Source organism: Streptomyces purpurascens, assembly GCF_045040895.1.
Classification (GTDB): domain Bacteria; phylum Actinomycetota; class Actinomycetes; order Streptomycetales; family Streptomycetaceae; genus Streptomyces; species Streptomyces purpurascens.
This window is the reverse complement of the sequence record NZ_CP108341.1, coordinates 3,335,399-3,351,749: the sequence shown is the minus strand read 5'-3', so window position 1 is coordinate 3,351,749 and position 16,351 is coordinate 3,335,399. Positions and strand designations below refer to the sequence as shown.

Genomic DNA, 16,351 nt, shown 5'->3' with positions numbered 1-16,351 from the left:
GGACGACTACATTGCGACAGACCCTGAGCAAGGGAGCGTTCGCGGCGGCCGCCGCCGCCACGGGGATTCTGTCCCTGTACGGCAGCCCCGCCCTGGCTGACGCCGATGCGTCAGGAGTGGCGAAGGACTCCCCTGGTGTGCTCTCCGGGAACAGCGTGCAGGCGCCGGTCCACGTGCCGGTGAACCTGTGCGGCAACACCGTCAACGGACTCGCGGCGTTCAACAAGGCGATCGGCAACTCCTGCGAGAACACCTCGCACAAGCCGAAGCACCACGACGCGGGCGGGGGCGCGGACGCGTCCGCGGTCGTGAAGGGTTCTCCCGGTGTGGGCTCCGGGAACAACGTGCAGCTGCCGGTCGACGTGCCCACGAACGTGTGCGGCAACTCCGTCAACGGCGGCGCGTTGTTCAACACGGCGTACGGCAACGACTGCGAGAACGAGTCGTCCGGCGGTGGCTACGGCCACGACCACCACCACGACACTCCGTCGACGGACGAGGAGAAGACGCCTCCGGTCAAGGAGGTCCCCTCCAGGCCGGACCACGAGACCCCGGACTCCACGACTCCGGACACCGAGACGTCGTCCACCTCCGAGGAAGAGGAAGTGGAGGAGGGCACGGTCCCCCAGCTGGCCGAGACCGGCAGTGAGGCCATGGCCGCCGCGTCGGCCGCCAGCGCCGCGCTGATCGTCGGCGGAGTGATGATGTACCGCCGCGGGCGCACCACCTCGTCCCGGTAGCCGCTCCCGGGTGCCGGGCGTGATCCGTCCGGCACCCGCACCCCGCCCCACCCGCACCCCCCGTCGATCGCGATCCGGGGGGTGTCGGCCGTCCCGGCACCCCCCATGCCCCGGCCCGCGGGTCCCCGCACAGGAAAACGGGCCGCTGACGGCTCCGTAGCCGTCAGCGGCCCTTGGGCCGGCTGCGGTTCCCCGTCAGTGGCGTACCGGCGAGACCGACTCGCTCCGGTTGCCGTCCACCGGTGCGGGGACGGTGCCGCCCGCCGGCATCGCACCGAGCCGGCGGCGTACGCCTCCGACGAGCGTCGACGCCGTGAAGGCCGCGCCCTGGACGAAGCGCATGGCCGGGCCGAAGCCCGAGGCCGTCACCAGGCCCGCGAGGAAGAGGCCCGGGTGGGAGGACTCGAAGCTGTGCCCGACCAACGGGGAGCCGTCGGGCAGTGCCGCCAGCGTTCCGCGCAGCTCGGGGGCGAGCAGTCCGAGCCGGTCGCAGCGCGCCCGGAACCCCGTGGCGGCGATGACGTGTTCGGTCTCCAGGCTGCGCGGGGCGCCCGTACGGCTCACCGTGTCCAGCCGGACCCCGCCCGGCACCGCGGACGCCGCGGCCACCTCATGGCCCGGCAGCAGCTCCACCACGCCCTCCACCCGGTCCCGCACCCACCAGGCGCCCGCCGGCCCCAGCGCCGTGGTCGCGATGCGGGCCCGGGTCGGCTCCGGCAGCCGCCGGAACAGGCCCGGACGCTCCGCGTAGAACCAGTTCCGCCAGCCCGGGCCGAGCCCGCTGTGCGGGGAGCGCGCCGACTGCCACCAGGGGCGCTCCCAGGCCGGCGGCACGTCGTTCCACACCAGTTGTTCCGCCCGGGCCAGCACCCGCACGCGCGTGCCCTGTTCGGCGAGCAGCGCCGCCGTCTCCAGGGCCGCCTGGCCGCCGCCGATCACCGTGACGTCCTTGCCGCGGAAGCGCTCGAGGTCGCTGTGGTGGCTGCTGTGCGTCACCAGCGCGGGGTGCAGTCCGCGCAGGGCCTGCGGTACCTCGACGAACGGCATCACACCGACCGCCAGGGCCACCGCCCGCGCGTGCACCTCCTCCCCGTCCTCGGCGATCGCCGTGAAGCCGCCGGGCCCGGCCGACACACGGGTCACCGTGCGCTCGTCCACCCCCGGAACGGCGTTGCGCGCGAACCACAGGCCGTACTGCGCGAACGCCTCGACCGGGATCGGCTTCGCGTGCCGTGCCGTCAGCCCCTGCTCGGCGCAGTAGACGTCCAGACGCCACCGCCCGGCCGGGTCGGAGAGGTTGGACGCCCACGGCTCCGACTTCAGGAACATGCCGCGGGGCATGTTGTCCCGCCAGGACGCCATGGGCCGGCCGAACACGCGCAGGTTCAGCCCGGCGGCCGCGGCGTGGGACGCGATCGACAGGCCGTACGGGCCTGCGCCCACCACCAGAAGGTCGTACACCATCAACTGCTCGCTTTCTCGTTGTCGGTCAGGGAGGGCGAGGCTGCCCGGGGGATCAGCCGCGGCGCCGGCTCCGGCACCGCCGGCGTCGTCGTGCCCAGCCGTTCACGCAGCCGGCGGGACACATGCCGGCACCACAGGGCCCACATGACCCGTCCGGGGGAGCGGTCGTCCCCGGCGTACCAGGCCAGTTCGCGTTCGCGTCCGCCCGGCGCCGCGCTCAGGGCGGCCAGCGGCGCGTAGTTCTCCACCACGAAGGTCCGCCCGGGCAGCGGGGACCCGTCCGGCAGCGGACAGCCCGTCATGTCCAGGTGCAGGGCCCGGACGACGTCGAGACCCGCGCTGTCCGCGAAGAGCCGGAACTGGGCGCCGGTGCGCGGGTTGAAGTCGAGCAGGTGGTAGCGGCCCGTCGTGCCGCAGCGGCGGAAGTCGAGGTCGAAGATGCCCCGGTAGCCCAGCGCGTCGACGAGCCGCTCGGCCAGCGCCTGCACCTGGGAGTTGGGCGTCCAGCAGCCCACCGCGGTCAGCCCCGCCCCGCGCGGCCAGGCCAGTTGCTTGCGGCCGGGACCGCCCCCGCGCACGGTCCCCGCGTGGTCGGCGTAGCCGTGGAAGAACCAGTCCCGGTCCGGCCCCGGTGCCAGATACGCCTGGAGCAGCAGCCGGCTGCCCGCCTCGCCGGTGCGCACGAACAGCTCCCGGGCCTGCTGCACGGACCGCACCAGCACCGTGCTGCGCAGCCCGCTGCCGGCGGGCAGCAGCCAGGGCCGGCTCCACTTCGCCACCACCGGCAGCCCGAGCCGCCGCATGGCGTCGGAGACCTCCGCCGGGCTGTCCGGGACCAGCGTCTCCGGGTACGGGACGTCGGTGGCCGCGCACAGGGCGGCCAGTTCCGCCTTGTCGGCGACGCGCTCGGCCAGGGTGCCCGGCATCGCGGGCAGCAGATAGGAGGGCGCGAGTTCGTCCCGCATCCGGCTCACGGCGATCGCGCCGGCGTCGTCCATCGGGACCAGGACGGCGGGCCGCCCGATGTCGTCGGCCACGCGCCGCAGCACGGCGAGGATGTCGTCCGGGGAGGCTCCCGGGAGCGGCGGGGAATGCATATGGCGTACGTATCGTGACGCGCCGACGGGACTTCCCGCGGAATCCGCGACTACGTGTACGTCCACGCCCGCCCTGCCGAGTGAACGCGCGGCCCCCAGCGTTCCGTGATGAAAAGGGTTCCGGTCGATCCGCAGTACTACAGCGGGGACGCGGGTGTCGAGCAGCGACACGAATTCTCTCTTTCTCTTCGTTCGGCTCACCCGCACGGGCGAGCCCGGCACTCGAAAGCCGCAACGGCAGTGGCGTCATTGTCCTTTCTGTGACTGACTTCATATGACTGCCCGTCAATAACAAAAGCCAAGGCAGTAGTCCGGACGAGAGCGAAAAAAGGAGCAGGCATGGCCCCACAGCACAAGCGGGCCGGGGTCCGCCGGCTGGCCCTGGGGGCGGCGGCGGTCGCCGCGTCGGCCGCCCTGGCGTCCGGCCCCGTGGCCGGGGTGGGGGTGGCGCGAGCCGCCGAACCCCGGGCTCCGGCGCCGACCCCGCCGCCGCCCGTGGCCACGCCCTCGGCCCTCACTCCGCCGGCCGTCCCCGAGCAGTCGGCACCGGCCCCGGCCACCACCACCCCGGCGCCGGGCGAGGAGGCCCCGGCCGTCGGTGTCTTCCTCAAGTCCGACGCCCGTGGCGTGGCCCGGATGCCGCTGTTCAGCCACTGGCTGGGCGGTACGGAGCTGCGCGCAGGCCACACCTATCTGCCGGGCCACCGCTGGCGCGACATCGAGGGTGCTCCCGGGTTCCTGGACGTGTGGGCGCACTGGCGCAACAAGAAGGCCGACCGGATGCTCGTCCTCAACGTCCCCATGCAGGAGCGCAACGAGGAGGGCGTCTCCGACAGCGAGGTCCGGCGGCTGCTGCAACGGGGCGCGGCCGGGGAGTTCGATCACCACTTCCGTGTCCTCGCCGAGCGGCTGGTGGAGTTGAAGGTGCCGGACACGGTCCTCGTGCTCGGCTGGGAAATGAACGGCACCACGTACACCCATCGCTGTGGGCCGGACCCGGAGGCCTGGAAGAAGTACTGGAACAGGATCGTCACCACCATGCGTTCCGTGCCGGGCCAGAATTTTCGGTTCGATTTCACGCCGAGCCGTGGCCGCGACGCCGTTCCCTGGACGAAATGCTATCCGGGGGATGACACCGTCGACATCATTGGCATGGATTCCTACGACCAGCCGGCCGGGATGTCGTTCGAACAGCAGGTGAAAGAGCCCTACGGGTTGCAGGACCACGTGGATTTCGCCAAGGCTCACGGCAAGCCCATTTCCTATCCGGAATGGGGGCTCTTCCGCAACGGTGACAATGCCGATTACATGCGGGACATGCTCGCCTGGATGGAGGAGCACAAGCCGCTCTACAACACGCTGACCGACTACTGCCCGCACGGTGTGTGGCAGTGCGGGGCCAACCCGAAGTCGTCCCAGCTCTACCGGTCCGTCCTGTTCGGCCGTACCGACCAGGCGACCCCGCCCCTCGAGCCCACGCCGAAGCCGACCCCGCCCGGCACACCGCCGCCCCCGGCGGACTGCACGCCGCTGGACCTCGGCAGCTGGGTGGAGGAGTGGCTCGGCGGGAAGCTCTGCCTGCGCTTCGACTGGTGGTAGTCCGAGTGATCCGCTCAGGCCCGCCGTCGTCACCGTTGTCCGCGGACATCGGCGGCGGCGGCCGGGCTCGGCACCGACGGGGCCGGGGCGGGATCGTCCTCCTGGCCCTTCCGCCGCGGCCGCGCCAGCAGGGCCAGGCCGCCCAGCAGACCACCCGCGCTCGCACCGACCAGACCGGTCACCGCCGTTGACGCGGAGGTCGGCTCGCTCGGCTCCACCGCCCGCGAGAACTGCACGAGCCGCACGTGCGTGTTGCCCCGGGTGTCGTCCGCGTGCCGGGTCAGCGAGCGGGTGACCGCGTTGGCCATGTCGACGGCGAGGCCCGGGCGCGAGGAGGTGGCCGAGACGGCGACCATCGGCGCGTCCGGCGACGTCGCCGTGCGCACACTGCGCTGCAGGGTGCGCACCGGCACGCCCGCGTACACCTGCGCGTCCCCGAGCACCGCGAGCTGCGTGGCGACCCGGCCGTACGCCTGGGCGAACCCGAGGGCGGCGTCCGGCGAGGCTTTCCCCGCGGGCACGGCGATGACGTAGCTGGTGGCCGTGTACGTCGAAGGTGTGAGCAGGCCGTACGAACCGCCGAGCAGGCCCCCGAGGAGGGTGCCTGCCGCGACCACGGACCACAGGGGAAGCTCCCTGAGACGAGCCAGGGACAGGCGGGGCTGACGGATCGGAGTGTCGGTCATGAGGAGTTGGCTCCCGGAGAAGAAGGGGACGTCGAACTGGAGACCGCTGCCGCGTACACGTCCGTGAGACGGGCCGCGCAGTGGGTGATGCTGTAGTGGTGCGCGACCTCCGAGGCCGTGCGCGGCCGGGCACCGGCCGCCCGGACCTCGGCGATCGCGCGGGCGTATGCCTCGGGGCCGCCGCTCACCCGCCGGGCACCGGCGGCGGCGGGCGGCCCCACGTCCTCGATGGCCGGGCAGGAGGCGTAGAGCACGGGCAGGCCGGCCGCCAGTGCCTCCACGGCCGCCAGGCCGAAGGCCTCCTCGGTGGACGGGGAGGCGAGCAGGTCCATCGCCGAGGTGAGCGAGGGCAGGTCGGGCCCGGGCGAACCGTCGGGCACGTAGGGACGCTCGCCGGTGAACACGACACGGCCTGCCACACCGGCCTCCTGGGCCGTGCGGCGCAGGACGGGCTCCTCGGGGCCGCCGCCCACCAGCAGCAGCCAGTGGTCCTTCGGGAGCAGCGTGAGCGCGCGGATCAGGACGTCGAACCGCTTTCCCCGGTTGAGCCGGCCGACGCCGCCGACGACCCACGCGCCCTCCGGCAGACCGAGGTGCCGGCGGGTGTCCTCGCGCCGCTCCGCGTCGAAGCGGAACCGCTCCAGGTCGATGCCGTTCGGGACGACCTCGATGCGCGGCGCGGGCACGCCCCAGCGCTCCAGGCGTCCGGCCACCGTCGGGGAGACGGCGACCGTCGCCGAACCGAGCCGCTCGCTGGCGAGGTACAGCCCGCGCACCCCGGCCGTCAGCCTGCGGCCCTCCATCTGCGAGTCGCCCAGGGAGTGCTCGGTGGCGACGACCGCCCGGACCCCGGCGAGGCGTGCGGCGAACCGCCCGTAGACACAGGCCCGGTACAGGTGGGTGTGCACCAGGTCGTAGCCGCCGGCGCGGATCAGCCGGACCAGCCGCGGCAGCGCGCCCAGGTCGCGGTTGCCGCCCATGCCGAGATGCGTGACGCGGACCCCGTCGGCGGTGAGGCCCTCGGCGACCGCGCCGGGGTTGGTGAGCGTCACGACGTCGCAGTCGACGGGCAGATGACGCAGCATGAGCCGCAACTGCTGCTCGGCGCCGCCGACACCGAGGCCGGTGATGATGTGCAGGGCTCTCATCTCACAGGCCTTCCACCGGGCGCCGGCGCAGCCGGTGCAGACGGTGCTTGAGGTGCAGGCGCATGGCCGTGTCGTTCTGGCCCACGTGCACACGCGGCAGGGCGTGCGGACCGGTCAGCGGACCCGGGTCGATGGCGCAGGCGTAGGTGTATCCCGCTTCCCGTACGGCCTCGACGGCGCGGGCGTCGACCGTGCCGTACGGATAGCAGAAGCCGTCGACCCAGGCGCCCGTCAGCTCCGTGAGCAGCGCCCGGCTCTCGCCGACCTCTGCCCTGAGGGTGAGGTTGTCCGCCCGGGTGAGGTCGACGTGCGTCAGTCCGTGCGAGCCGATCTCCACGCCCTCGGCGGCCGCGTGCCGGATGCCGTCCGCGGTGAGCAGCGGCTTGCGCGGGCCGAGCGGGTCCCAGGCGTTGTCGCCGCCGAGCCGCCCGGGCAGCACGAAGAGGGTCGCGCGGCAGTCGTAGCGGCGCAGCAGCGGCAGGGCCTCGGTGACGAAGTCGGCGTACCCGTCGTCGAAGGTGAGCCCGACCAGGCCCCGTGCCTCGCCCCGGGCGCGGGCGGCGAGCAGCTCGGCCACGGACACGCCCCGCAGCCCCCGGCGGCGCAGCCACGCCAGTTGCCGGTCGAGCCGCTCGGGCGTGACCGTGATGCGGTACGGGTCGTCCGAGCAGTCGCCCACCGAGTGGTACATCGCCACCCAGGGGACGGGGCCCTTGTGCGGGGCCGGGGGTCTGCCGGTGTCGAGGGAATCAACGGAAGCGGCCATGTGTGAGCCTTCGTGTGACGGCGCGTAGGGAGCGCAGAGCGGACGCGGAGCCCTGGGCACCGAGGGCCCAGGTGAGCGGGACGAAGACGAAGGTCACGGTCAGGAAGCCGGCCGCGAGGCCCGCCGCCGGGGAGTCCGGCCTGCTCGCGGCGAACGCCCCCGCGAGCGTGGCGACGACGGCCGCGCCCACCAGCCTGCTCAGCTCGGCCAGGACCTGCGGGACACGGACCGAGACGCTGTGCGGGCTGTTCAGCCGACCCGTGCGCAGCCCGGTGAGGAGCAGGGCGGCCGTGACGGTGATGCCGAGGGCATTGGCGGCGGCGATCCCCGCCACGCCCCAGGAGTGCACGGTCGCGGCGCCGATCCAGGAGGTCACGGCGATGCCCGCCGCCATCGCGCCGAGGGGATACCAGCTGGCCCGGCCGGCCGAGAAATAGGTACGCACGAGAGCGCCCACCAGGGTCTGGCTCAGCAGCCCGAGGGCGTAGACGCGCATGACGTCCGCCGTCGCCGCGGTGTCGCTCGCGGTGAACGCGCCCCGCTGGAAGAGCAGTTCGATCATCTGCGGGGCGCAGGCGATCACCGCGCACATGCCCAGCAGCACCAGACAGGCGGCGAGCGCCAGATCCCGCTCCACACGGCTGCGGGCCCGGGCGATGTCGCCGTCCGCGAGCGCACGCGCCACCACCGGGAAGGTGACCGTGCACACCATCAGCGACAGCGTCATCGGGATCTGGGCGACCTTCTGCGCGTAGTTCAGGTGCGAGATGGCGCCGGCGGGCAGACCGGAGGCGAGGAAGCGTTCGGCGAGGACCTGCGACTGGCGGCACAGCGCGAAGAGGAGGACGGCGGCGACCAGGGCGACCTGCATCGGCCGCTCCTCGACAGCGGCCCCGGCCTTGGCGAGCGGCTGCGTACGCGAGGCCAGTCGCCGCCACAGCGACGGGGCCTGCACCGCCACCATCAGACAGCCGCCCGCCGCCACCCCGACCGCGGCGGAGCGCACGCCCCAGCCCTCGCCGAGGAGGAACATCGCGGCGATGATGCCGGTGTTGTAGGCGACGTAGATCGCCGCGGGCGCGAGGAAGCAGCGGTGTGCCCGCAGGGCGGCGCTGCAGTACCCGGCGAGCCCGAAGGCCAGCACGCAGGTCGCCGTGATCCGGGTGCAGTCGGCGGCGAGCCGCGGGTCGGGCAGGCCGGGTGCCAGAGCCTGGACCAGATAGGGAGCGGTGCCGGCGACCAGCGCGGCCACCGCGGTCAGGGCGAGGCACAGCCGGGGCAGGGTGGCGCCGACCAGGGCGCGGACCGGGTCGCCCGGGGCGCCCCGGGCGCGGCGGGCCAGCGCCATGCTGAACGCCGGGATCAGCGCGATCGCCAGCCCGTCCTCGATGAGCAGCGTGGCGGCGAACTCCGGCACGGTCCAGGCGACCAGAAAGGCGTCCGTGTCGCTCCCGGCGCCGAACAGCCGCGCCAGCGACTGGTCGCGCACCAGGCCGAGCAGCGAGCCGGCGATGGACAGCGAAGCCGTCACCAGCGCGGCCCTGGCCAGGAAGCTTCCGGAGGCCTGCGCCGACGCCGAGGCGGCCGGGTCGGCACCGTCCCCGGCCTTGACGGCGGCACGCGCCGGGGGCACGGTCGTCGCGCCGTCCGTCTCGGAACCGGGGGTTTGCGAAGGCACCACCGTCATCGCGCCATGGCCTCCTCGGCGCGCTCGCGCACCCCGGCCCGGGGCAGGTCCGCACGCGCTTCGCCGGCCAGCGCCCACCACGCCACGAGCCCCATGCCCACGGCGATCAGCACGGTCGAGGGACCGCCGATGTCTCCGTACACGAAGTCGGTCAGCAGCCAGACCAGCAGTCCGCAGGCGACGAGCCCGCAGTCGAGTCCCGGGCCGCGGGCGCGGACGCGCAGCAGCCGCCGCACCCCGCACACCAGCAGCGCCAGCCAGCTCCCGACGAGCGCCAGCAGCCCGATCAGGCCCTGCTCGCTCAGCACCAGCAGGTACATGTTGTGCGGCGACAGCAGCGGCTGCCGCTGGTACGCCACTCCCGCGCCGTCGGTCTCGCTGCCCGACGACAGCGCCAGCGTGGCGTGCCCGTCCCGGTACTCGGGAAAGCCCTTCAGCCCGACACCGGTCAGCGGGTGCCCGCGCCAGATGTCCGTGGCGGACGCCCACAGGGTGTACCGGTCGACGACGGACTGGTCGGGGGTGTCGGCGACCTGGGCGATGCTGTCGATCCGCTGCTGCAGCAGCGCCGAGCCCACGCCGAACCCGCCCACCAGGATCACGCCCGACGCGACCGCGGCCGCGACCACCTTGAGCGCGCGCCGCCATCCCGCCAGCACGAGCTGCATGGTGCAGGTCAGGACGGTCGCGATCCAGGCTCCGCGGCTGAAGGAGAGCGCGAGCGGCAGCAGCAGCACCAGCGCGCACCCGGCGGCGACGACCCGCTGCCGTGCGGACACCCGGCCCAGCGCGATCCCGACCGCGCACACCAGGCCGAGCGAGACCGCCGTCGCCATGCCCATCACGTCCTGCGGCCCGAAGGTGCCCACCGCCCGGATGTTCGCGCCCTGGTAGGAGGCGCCGGTCCGGGTCACGAACTGGTGGACGCCGACGGCCCCCTGACACAGCCCGAGCCCCACGAAGGACCAGGCCACCATCCGGAAGCCGGCCCGGTCGCGGAGCAGGAGCAGCACGGCCGCCGGGACGAGGACGAAGGTCTGCAGATAGCGGCCGAGGCCGGTGAGACCGGCCTGGGGCGAGAACGCCCCCATGGCGGCGATCGCGAGCCCCACGACGGGCAGGCCCAGCACCACCGCCGCGGCGGGCGACAGCGGGCGCCGCCGCTCGCGCAGGAGACGGATCACGCAGTAGACCACCACGAGCCCGGAGAGCACATCGGCGGGCCCCGCGCCGTCCGGTGTCCGGGGCAGAGCCAGCAGGGCGGGTACGGCCACCACGGGCAGGGCCGGCGCCAGCGCGACGACGCGGGGCGGAAGCGGTGTCAGTGCGAGGCTCACCTCTCAGCTCCCCGTCGGACGTACCACCGTGGCCGCGGTGCGCAGCAGGATGCACACGTCCTGCCACAGGGACCAGTCGTCGATGTAGGCGTTGTCGAACCGGCAGCGGTCCTCGATCGAGGTGTCGCCGCGCAGTCCGTGGATCTGGGCGAGGCCGGTGATGCCGGTCCGCATCCGGTGGCGGACCGAGTAGCCGGGGTAGCTCTGGCCGAACTGCGCGACGAAGTAGGGGCGTTCGGGCCGTGGCCCGACCAGGCTCATGTCGCCCCGGAGCACGTTCCACAGCTGGAGCAGTTCGTCGAGCGAGGTACGCCGCAGCATCCGGCAGAACCAGCGCATCTCGTCCTCGTTCGCCACGCTCCACCGGGTCGCCGACTCGTGCTCGTCGACCGGGCGGTGCGTACGGAACTTCAGCAGGGTGAAAGGCTCCCCGTTCCTTCCGATGCGCTCCTGCCGGAACACCACGCCCGGCCCGTCGCTGAGCCGCAGCGCCGCGGCGAAGGCCAGCAGCAGCGGGCCGACCAGAAGCAACAGTGCCCCCGACACCAGGATGTCGAGGGCCCGCTTGCCCGCGCTGCCGTGCCGGGCGGGGGACATGTCCAGACGCCGGCAGGAGAACCCGGCCAGCCGCTCCCGCGTCGCGTACGACGGGGAGTCGGCGTCGACTTCCCAGACCACGCATCCCGACTCGGCCAGCGCCCGCAGCAGCGGCTCCTGTTCGGCGCGTACCGAGGGGTGCACGGCCAGCACCGCCCGCACCCCGTTCTGGATGACCGCCCGCTCGACCTCCTCGGCGGTCGTCAGCACCGGCAGGGTCTCGGTGCCGTCCGGCTGCTCGGCGACGATCCCCACCGGCCGTACGCCGCATCGCGGTTGACGCAGGACGGCGGCGGCCACGCGCTGCGCGGTCGCGACCGGGCCGAGGACGAGTGCGGTGTCCGGGTGGCGCAGCAGCGCGGCGCGCCGCCGCGCGTGCACGGCTCCGCGCAGCACACAGCCCGCCGTCGCCTGCAGCGCGAGCCCCGTCAGCACGGTACGGAGGGACAGCGCGTGCTCCGGCCGGTACGCCGCGAGGAGCGCCGCGAGCGCCAGCCAGGCCACCGCGACGCGGCCGCACACGGCGGGCAGTTCCTCCAGCAGCCCCGGCACCGGTGGCCGCCCGTCGCGCCGGCGCAGCAGCAGTGAGAGGACGATCAGCAGGGTGACGAGCAGTGGCTGGCGCGGGACCTCGGCGAGCACCGGCGCGCCCGCCAGGGCGGCGACGCCGTCCGCGGCGAGCAGCGGGACGGGCGAGGCCGGCCGGGCCGGGCGCCGTGGGGCGGACAGGCGGAAACCGGTGGCGTTGCCGCGCGGCGGCATGACCGAGACTGGTGAGGATCCGTGCTCCCGTGGCGGTACGCCGGGGGAGGGCACGGTACGTTCGGCGGTCACGAGTGGATGGACTCCCTGTACTCGGTGGGCTCGACGCGCTGCGTTGTCCGGTTCGGCTCGGCGCCACGTCCGGTGTCGAGCCGCTGACCGTGCTCAGCGCTGGGGGTGGCGGCGGTCCAAGGGCCGAGCAGATCGCGGTAGACGTCCGAGACGGCCTCGGCGGTGTGCCGCACGTCGTGGGTCGACAGCACGTGCCGGCGGCCCTGGTCGCCGAGCGACTCGCGCAGCAGCGGGTCGATCAGCAGCTCGGTGACGGCCCCGGCCAGCGCCGCCGGGTTCTCCGGCGGGACCAGGCACCGGGTGGAGAAGGAGGGCGGCAGGCTCTCGCGGGCACCGTCGACGTCCGTGACCACCACGGGCCGCCCGCAGGCCATCGCCTCCAGCGGCGCCAGGGCCATGCCCTCCCAGCGGGACGGCAGGACGACGAGGTCGGCGACCTGGTACCAGGGGGAGGCGTCGGTGACGGCTCCTGCGAACACCACGGATTCCGGGGCGCCTTCGCGCAGCCGGTCCTGGTCCGGCCCGTCGCCGACCAGGACGAGGCGGGCGTCGGGCACCCTGCGGACGATGTCGTCCCAGGCCCGCAGCAGGACGTCCTGCCCCTTCTGCCGGCACAGCCGCCCCACGCACACCACGAGCGGTGCCGCCGGGTGGAGGCCGGCCAGCGGCGCGAGCCCGGAGCGCACGAGGCCGGCGGTGGCCGGGTGGAAGCGCTGCGGATCGATGCCGTTGGGAACGACGGTCCACCGGCCGGTGATCCGGGCGCCCATGCCGGTCGCCCGCTCCGCCTCGCTCACACACACGGTGCGTGAGGCCCAACGCGCCCCCCAGCGCTCCCACATGAGCGCCAGGGCCGCGGTGCCTCCGCCGACCGCCTCGAACGACCAGGCGTGCGGCTGGAAGACCGTCGGGATCCGCCCGCGTACCGCGAGGCGTCCGGCGAGTCCGGCCTTCGCGCTGTGCGCGTGCACCAGATCGGGACGCACCTCGTCGATCACCCGTGCCAGATGCCGTACTTCCCGGATGAGCGACGTGCCCGGCGACCGCGTCGCGTGCCAGTGCCGTACGCGCGCGCCGAGCGTTCGCAGTCTCGCGGTGAGCACGCTGTCGGGGCAGGCCACGGTGACGTCCAGGCCGTCCGACAGCTGTGCCGCGACCAGGTCCGTCACGACGCGCGCCACGCCCCCGTCCACCGGTTGGGTGAGGTGCAGGACTCTGGGGTTGGGGGCGGTGGATGACAGATGCATGTGCGCGGATTCCTCGCTCGCGAAGGCGTTCGGGGCGTACGGCGTCGGACTCACCGCCGTGCGTCGACGGCGACGAAGAGCACGCCGGCCCACGCCGCGTCGTGCTGGGACTGGATCCGGAAGGTCGCCTGGTCGCCGCTCTGTTGCAGACCGTTTCCGAGGTCGAACACATCGGAGTCGTAGCCGAGGGTGTTGGCGTGGGCGGGCACCCGCGACACGTCCGCCCCGGGCTCGCTGATGGTGGAGTTGAGGACGTCGTCGCGGGGGTTGGCGTTGTTGCTGAGAGCGGTCCCGGACTGGCCGGTCGCCACGGTGAGCGAGTCGCCGCCGGTGCCGCGGTCGCCGTTGTACGTCACCAGGCCCGCACGGCCCCACGCGCCCGCGGCGAAACCCAGGCTGGTCACGCGGACCTCCTGGGCACCGGACCTGAGCGGGGTGAAGCCGTCCCAGACCGCGAGGTTCCGCAGCGGCTCCGACGGGTTCTCGTAGGCCACCACGAGCGTCCAGCCGCCCCATGCCCCGGCCGCCGACCTGCCCATGGCGATATTGATCTGCGCCACGGTGTACAGGCCCGATCCGCCCTCCCGCACCAGTCCCGTCACGTCCGCCGAGGCCTGGAAGGCGTCCATGCCGTCCAGCACGCGGTGGCCGACGATCGTGTCGGCGAGCAACTGCTTGTACTCTCCGCCGGGTTCGGCGATCAGCACGCGCCCGTTGTCCTCCGGCGGCTTCTGCTCGCCCACCCGCAGGTTGCCGCCCCAGTAGAGGCGCGCGTACGTCACCCGGGAGCCGCTGGGCAGGCGCACCTCGGAGCGGGAGGAGTTGTAGGTGTTGGGGTCGCGGTCGACGTCGACGTAGAACATGTCGAAGTCGCCGTTCACCGCCATACCGCCCGCCTGCGCGTCCGGGCAGGAAGGCCCCTGGGCCGCGCGGCAGGTGATCGAGGCGTTGGCAGCGCGTACGATGCCGCCGTGCTGGAGCGCGCGGTACCGCTCGGCGAAGGCGAGGGACTCGGCCTCCGGCGAGGGCGCCGCGGCCGGCGAGGCGGCCGGGGAACTGCTGGCTGCCCACACGGCGGCAAGGGCGAGGGCGCCCACGGTCGCGCGGCGAAACAGCGGGCCCAGGGAATGGCGCATGACCGGTCGTTGCCCTTTCGGAACAGGTGGCCGTGGCAGCAGCGCCACGAGTGCGATGTGTCCGCGCTGAGGAGTGCGTCGGGCGGTTCGCAACTCTAGTCATCAATCGGACATAGTCGATGAAATTCGGTGAAGTCTGACAAGTGTGTCGGAATCGTGAAATCGCAAATGTTTGCTGGTTCTGGCTGCCGCCCCGGTGCCGGGCCGCGCCTCCGCACGGCGGTGGCCGGGCCTTTACTCCGTCAGGGGTCGAGTCGATGCGACCTGACAAAGCGTCTGATCAGGCTGGACGCGGCGAAAGAGGGATTTATGGATTCCCGAAAAGCGTATGAGCGGTTGCGGGAAGTCCTTGGCGCTTTCACGGTGGGCTCAAGATCCATCGCCGTCGAAAGGAATCTCCATGCGTGCTCTGCCCGCACGGCGCATCGCGTCCAGCGCACTGTGCGCCGCCCTTCTGGTCGGGATCACCGGCCCCGTCGCCATGGCGGCCGACTCGGCCCGCGGGCACGGCCATGTGGCCTCCGATGCCCGGCTTCCCGGCGCTGATGTGCGCCTCGTGCAGATCGGGAAAATCAACTGGGGCACGCTCACCCCCGTCGCCGACCTGCTGAACGCCGTACTCCGGGACAACGGCCGACTGTCCGCGGCCGAGGCGACGAAGCTGGGTGACGCCGCGAAGGCCGCCCTGGCCGAGGCGGCCGCCGAGGATGTGCAGACCCCGGCCCCCGTGGCGCCCCTGACCCCGGCGCCGGTCGTGCTGCCGGCTCCCGTCCTGCCCGCTCCCGCCCTGGTGCCCGAGGAGCGCGCCGCCGACCCCGTGACCGACCTTCTGGACCTCGTGCTGGGGGCTGTCGACGGCCTCCTGCAAGGGATCACCGGTGGTGCCGGAGGCCTCCTTCCCCTGGTCGACGACCTGTTGGGCGGGGCGGACGAACTCCTCGCCGAACTGACCTCGGGCGACCCCGCGCTCCAGGACGAGGACGCCGTTCCGACGGTGACGTCCAGCACGACGTCGACCTCGGCGGCGGAGCCCGACTCCTTCTTCTCGCCCCGGATCTCGGTGCTGACGCCGCTGCTGCCGCCGGCCCCTTGAGCCCGTCCAGTCGTGGTGCCGGCCTCAGGGAGCGGCGCCACGACTGTTGTTCCTTTTCAGCCGGAGGCCCGGTCTTTTAATAGATCTCGTATGAGGTATTGGCAATCTTCGGCAGTTCCGGTTTCCGCCCAGGCCAGGGCTCGTTAGGCACGGCGACAGAAACCACTCCGGCGACGTGCGTTGCCGAAGAAAGGAACACGATGAAGTCTCTGAAGGCTGCCGCCGTCTTTGCCGGGTCCTTGATCGCCGCTGGTTCCGCCAGCCCGGCGTTCGCCCAGGACGCCATGGTCGCCCCGAGCGCCCCCGCCGCTCAGAGCGTTCCGGATGTGCAGAGCGCTCCGGTGGCCCAGAGTGCTCCGGCTGCCCAGGCCGCCCCGGTCGCCCAGGCCGCCCCGGTTGCCCAGTCCGCTCCGGCGCAGAGCGCTCCCGTCGCGCAGAGCGCTCCGGCTGTGCAGAGTGCTCCGGTTGCCCAGGCCGCTCCGCAGCCCGCTCCGCAGCCCGCTCCGGTCGCTCAGCCTGCTCCGGCTCCCCAGCCTGCCCCGGCTGTGCAGAGTGCTCCGGTCGCTCCGCCTGCTCCGCAGCCCGCTCCGGCCGCTCAGCCGGCCCCCGCCCCCGAGCCCGCTCCGGCCGCTCAGAACTCTCGCGACCTTGCGTCCACCGACCTCACCGGCGGCGTGAGCACCAAGGTCCCCCTGGACGTGACCGCCGAAGGCAAGGAGTCGCTGGTCCACACGGCGAAGAACGCCGCGTCCGCGGTCAACGACGCCAAGCCGTTGCACGGCAACCTGTGGTTCTAGGGCTGGAACCACGCCCTGCGGAGGGCCGGTCCTCGGAAAGTCCGAGGACCGGCCCTCCGCTGTGTCCGGCCACTGACGCGGGCCCCTCCCCGCCGGGACGGACATCGGTGATCACTTGTCTGG

Annotated in this window: 14 protein-coding genes; 4 read left to right on the top strand and 10 right to left on the bottom strand. The window is 73.2% G+C overall.

Annotated features, from left to right (window positions below):
- Positions 1-11 precede the first annotated feature (11 nt).
- Positions 12-740, top strand: coding sequence for a chaplin (locus OHU35_RS15205; RefSeq protein WP_189723762.1), 729 nt, complete (start codon positions 12-14; stop codon positions 738-740).
- A gap of 195 nt (positions 741-935) precedes the next feature.
- Here OHU35_RS15205 and OHU35_RS15200 read toward each other — a convergent pair whose 3' ends face one another.
- Entirely contained in the window at positions 936-2,204 is a 1,269-nt protein-coding gene (locus tag OHU35_RS15200; protein WP_189723761.1) for an NAD(P)-binding domain-containing protein, read from the bottom strand.
- Positions 2,204-3,472, bottom strand: coding sequence for an ATP-grasp domain-containing protein (locus tag OHU35_RS15195; RefSeq protein ID WP_405505597.1), 1,269 nt, complete (start codon positions 3,470-3,472; stop codon positions 2,204-2,206). Before OHU35_RS15195 ends, OHU35_RS15200 begins: the two co-directional genes overlap by 1 nt.
- A gap of 168 nt (positions 3,473-3,640) precedes the next feature.
- Here OHU35_RS15195 and OHU35_RS15190 point away from each other — a divergent pair, with 168 nt between their 5' ends.
- Positions 3,641-4,900: a glycoside hydrolase family 26 protein gene (locus OHU35_RS15190; RefSeq protein WP_189723759.1), complete on the top strand. Its 1,260-nt coding sequence runs from the start codon at positions 3,641-3,643 to the stop codon at positions 4,898-4,900.
- A 29-nt stretch (positions 4,901-4,929) separates the two neighbouring features.
- Here OHU35_RS15190 and OHU35_RS15185 read toward each other — a convergent pair whose 3' ends face one another.
- The 8 genes from OHU35_RS15185 to OHU35_RS15150 are packed head-to-tail and all read right to left on the bottom strand — an operon-like array spanning position 4,930 to position 14,338.
- Entirely contained in the window at positions 4,930-5,586 is a 657-nt protein-coding gene (locus OHU35_RS15185; RefSeq protein WP_189723758.1) for a lipopolysaccharide biosynthesis protein, read from the bottom strand.
- A complete protein-coding gene (locus tag OHU35_RS15180; protein WP_405505594.1) occupies positions 5,583-6,734 on the bottom strand; it encodes a glycosyltransferase in 1,152 nt (383 codons plus the stop codon). The genes OHU35_RS15185 and OHU35_RS15180 overlap by 4 nt, the downstream gene beginning before the upstream one ends.
- A 1-nt stretch (position 6,735) precedes the next feature.
- Positions 6,736-7,500, bottom strand: coding sequence for a polysaccharide deacetylase family protein (locus OHU35_RS15175; RefSeq protein ID WP_359894171.1), 765 nt, complete (start codon positions 7,498-7,500; stop codon positions 6,736-6,738).
- Positions 7,484-9,187: a murein biosynthesis integral membrane protein MurJ gene (gene murJ / locus OHU35_RS15170; RefSeq protein ID WP_405505592.1), complete on the bottom strand. Its 1,704-nt coding sequence runs from the start codon at positions 9,185-9,187 to the stop codon at positions 7,484-7,486. Before murJ ends, OHU35_RS15175 begins: the two co-directional genes overlap by 17 nt.
- Positions 9,184-10,524, bottom strand: a complete 1,341-nt coding sequence (locus OHU35_RS15165; RefSeq protein WP_189723754.1) for an O-antigen ligase — start codon at positions 10,522-10,524, stop codon at positions 9,184-9,186. The genes murJ and OHU35_RS15165 overlap by 4 nt, the downstream gene beginning before the upstream one ends.
- A gap of 3 nt (positions 10,525-10,527) precedes the next feature.
- A complete protein-coding gene (locus OHU35_RS15160; RefSeq protein ID WP_359894174.1) occupies positions 10,528-11,955 on the bottom strand; it encodes an exopolysaccharide biosynthesis polyprenyl glycosylphosphotransferase in 1,428 nt (475 codons plus the stop codon).
- Positions 11,952-13,202, bottom strand: a complete 1,251-nt coding sequence (locus OHU35_RS15155) for a glycosyltransferase (RefSeq protein WP_189723752.1) — start codon at positions 13,200-13,202, stop codon at positions 11,952-11,954. The genes OHU35_RS15160 and OHU35_RS15155 overlap by 4 nt, the downstream gene beginning before the upstream one ends.
- A gap of 50 nt (positions 13,203-13,252) precedes the next feature.
- Positions 13,253-14,338: a DUF3344 domain-containing protein gene (locus tag OHU35_RS15150; protein ID WP_189723751.1), complete on the bottom strand. Its 1,086-nt coding sequence runs from the start codon at positions 14,336-14,338 to the stop codon at positions 13,253-13,255.
- Between the two features lie 400 nt (positions 14,339-14,738).
- Between OHU35_RS15150 and OHU35_RS15145 the strand changes: the two genes are divergently transcribed.
- Together OHU35_RS15145 and OHU35_RS15140 are read left to right on the top strand one after the other, a co-directional pair.
- Entirely contained in the window at positions 14,739-15,431 is a 693-nt protein-coding gene (locus OHU35_RS15145) for a hypothetical protein (RefSeq protein ID WP_189723750.1), read from the top strand.
- A 200-nt stretch (positions 15,432-15,631) separates the two neighbouring features.
- On the top strand, positions 15,632-16,228 hold the full coding sequence (locus OHU35_RS15140) for a hypothetical protein (RefSeq protein ID WP_405509439.1): 597 nt from the start codon (positions 15,632-15,634) through the stop codon (positions 16,226-16,228).
- Positions 16,229-16,351: the final 123 nt, after the last annotated feature.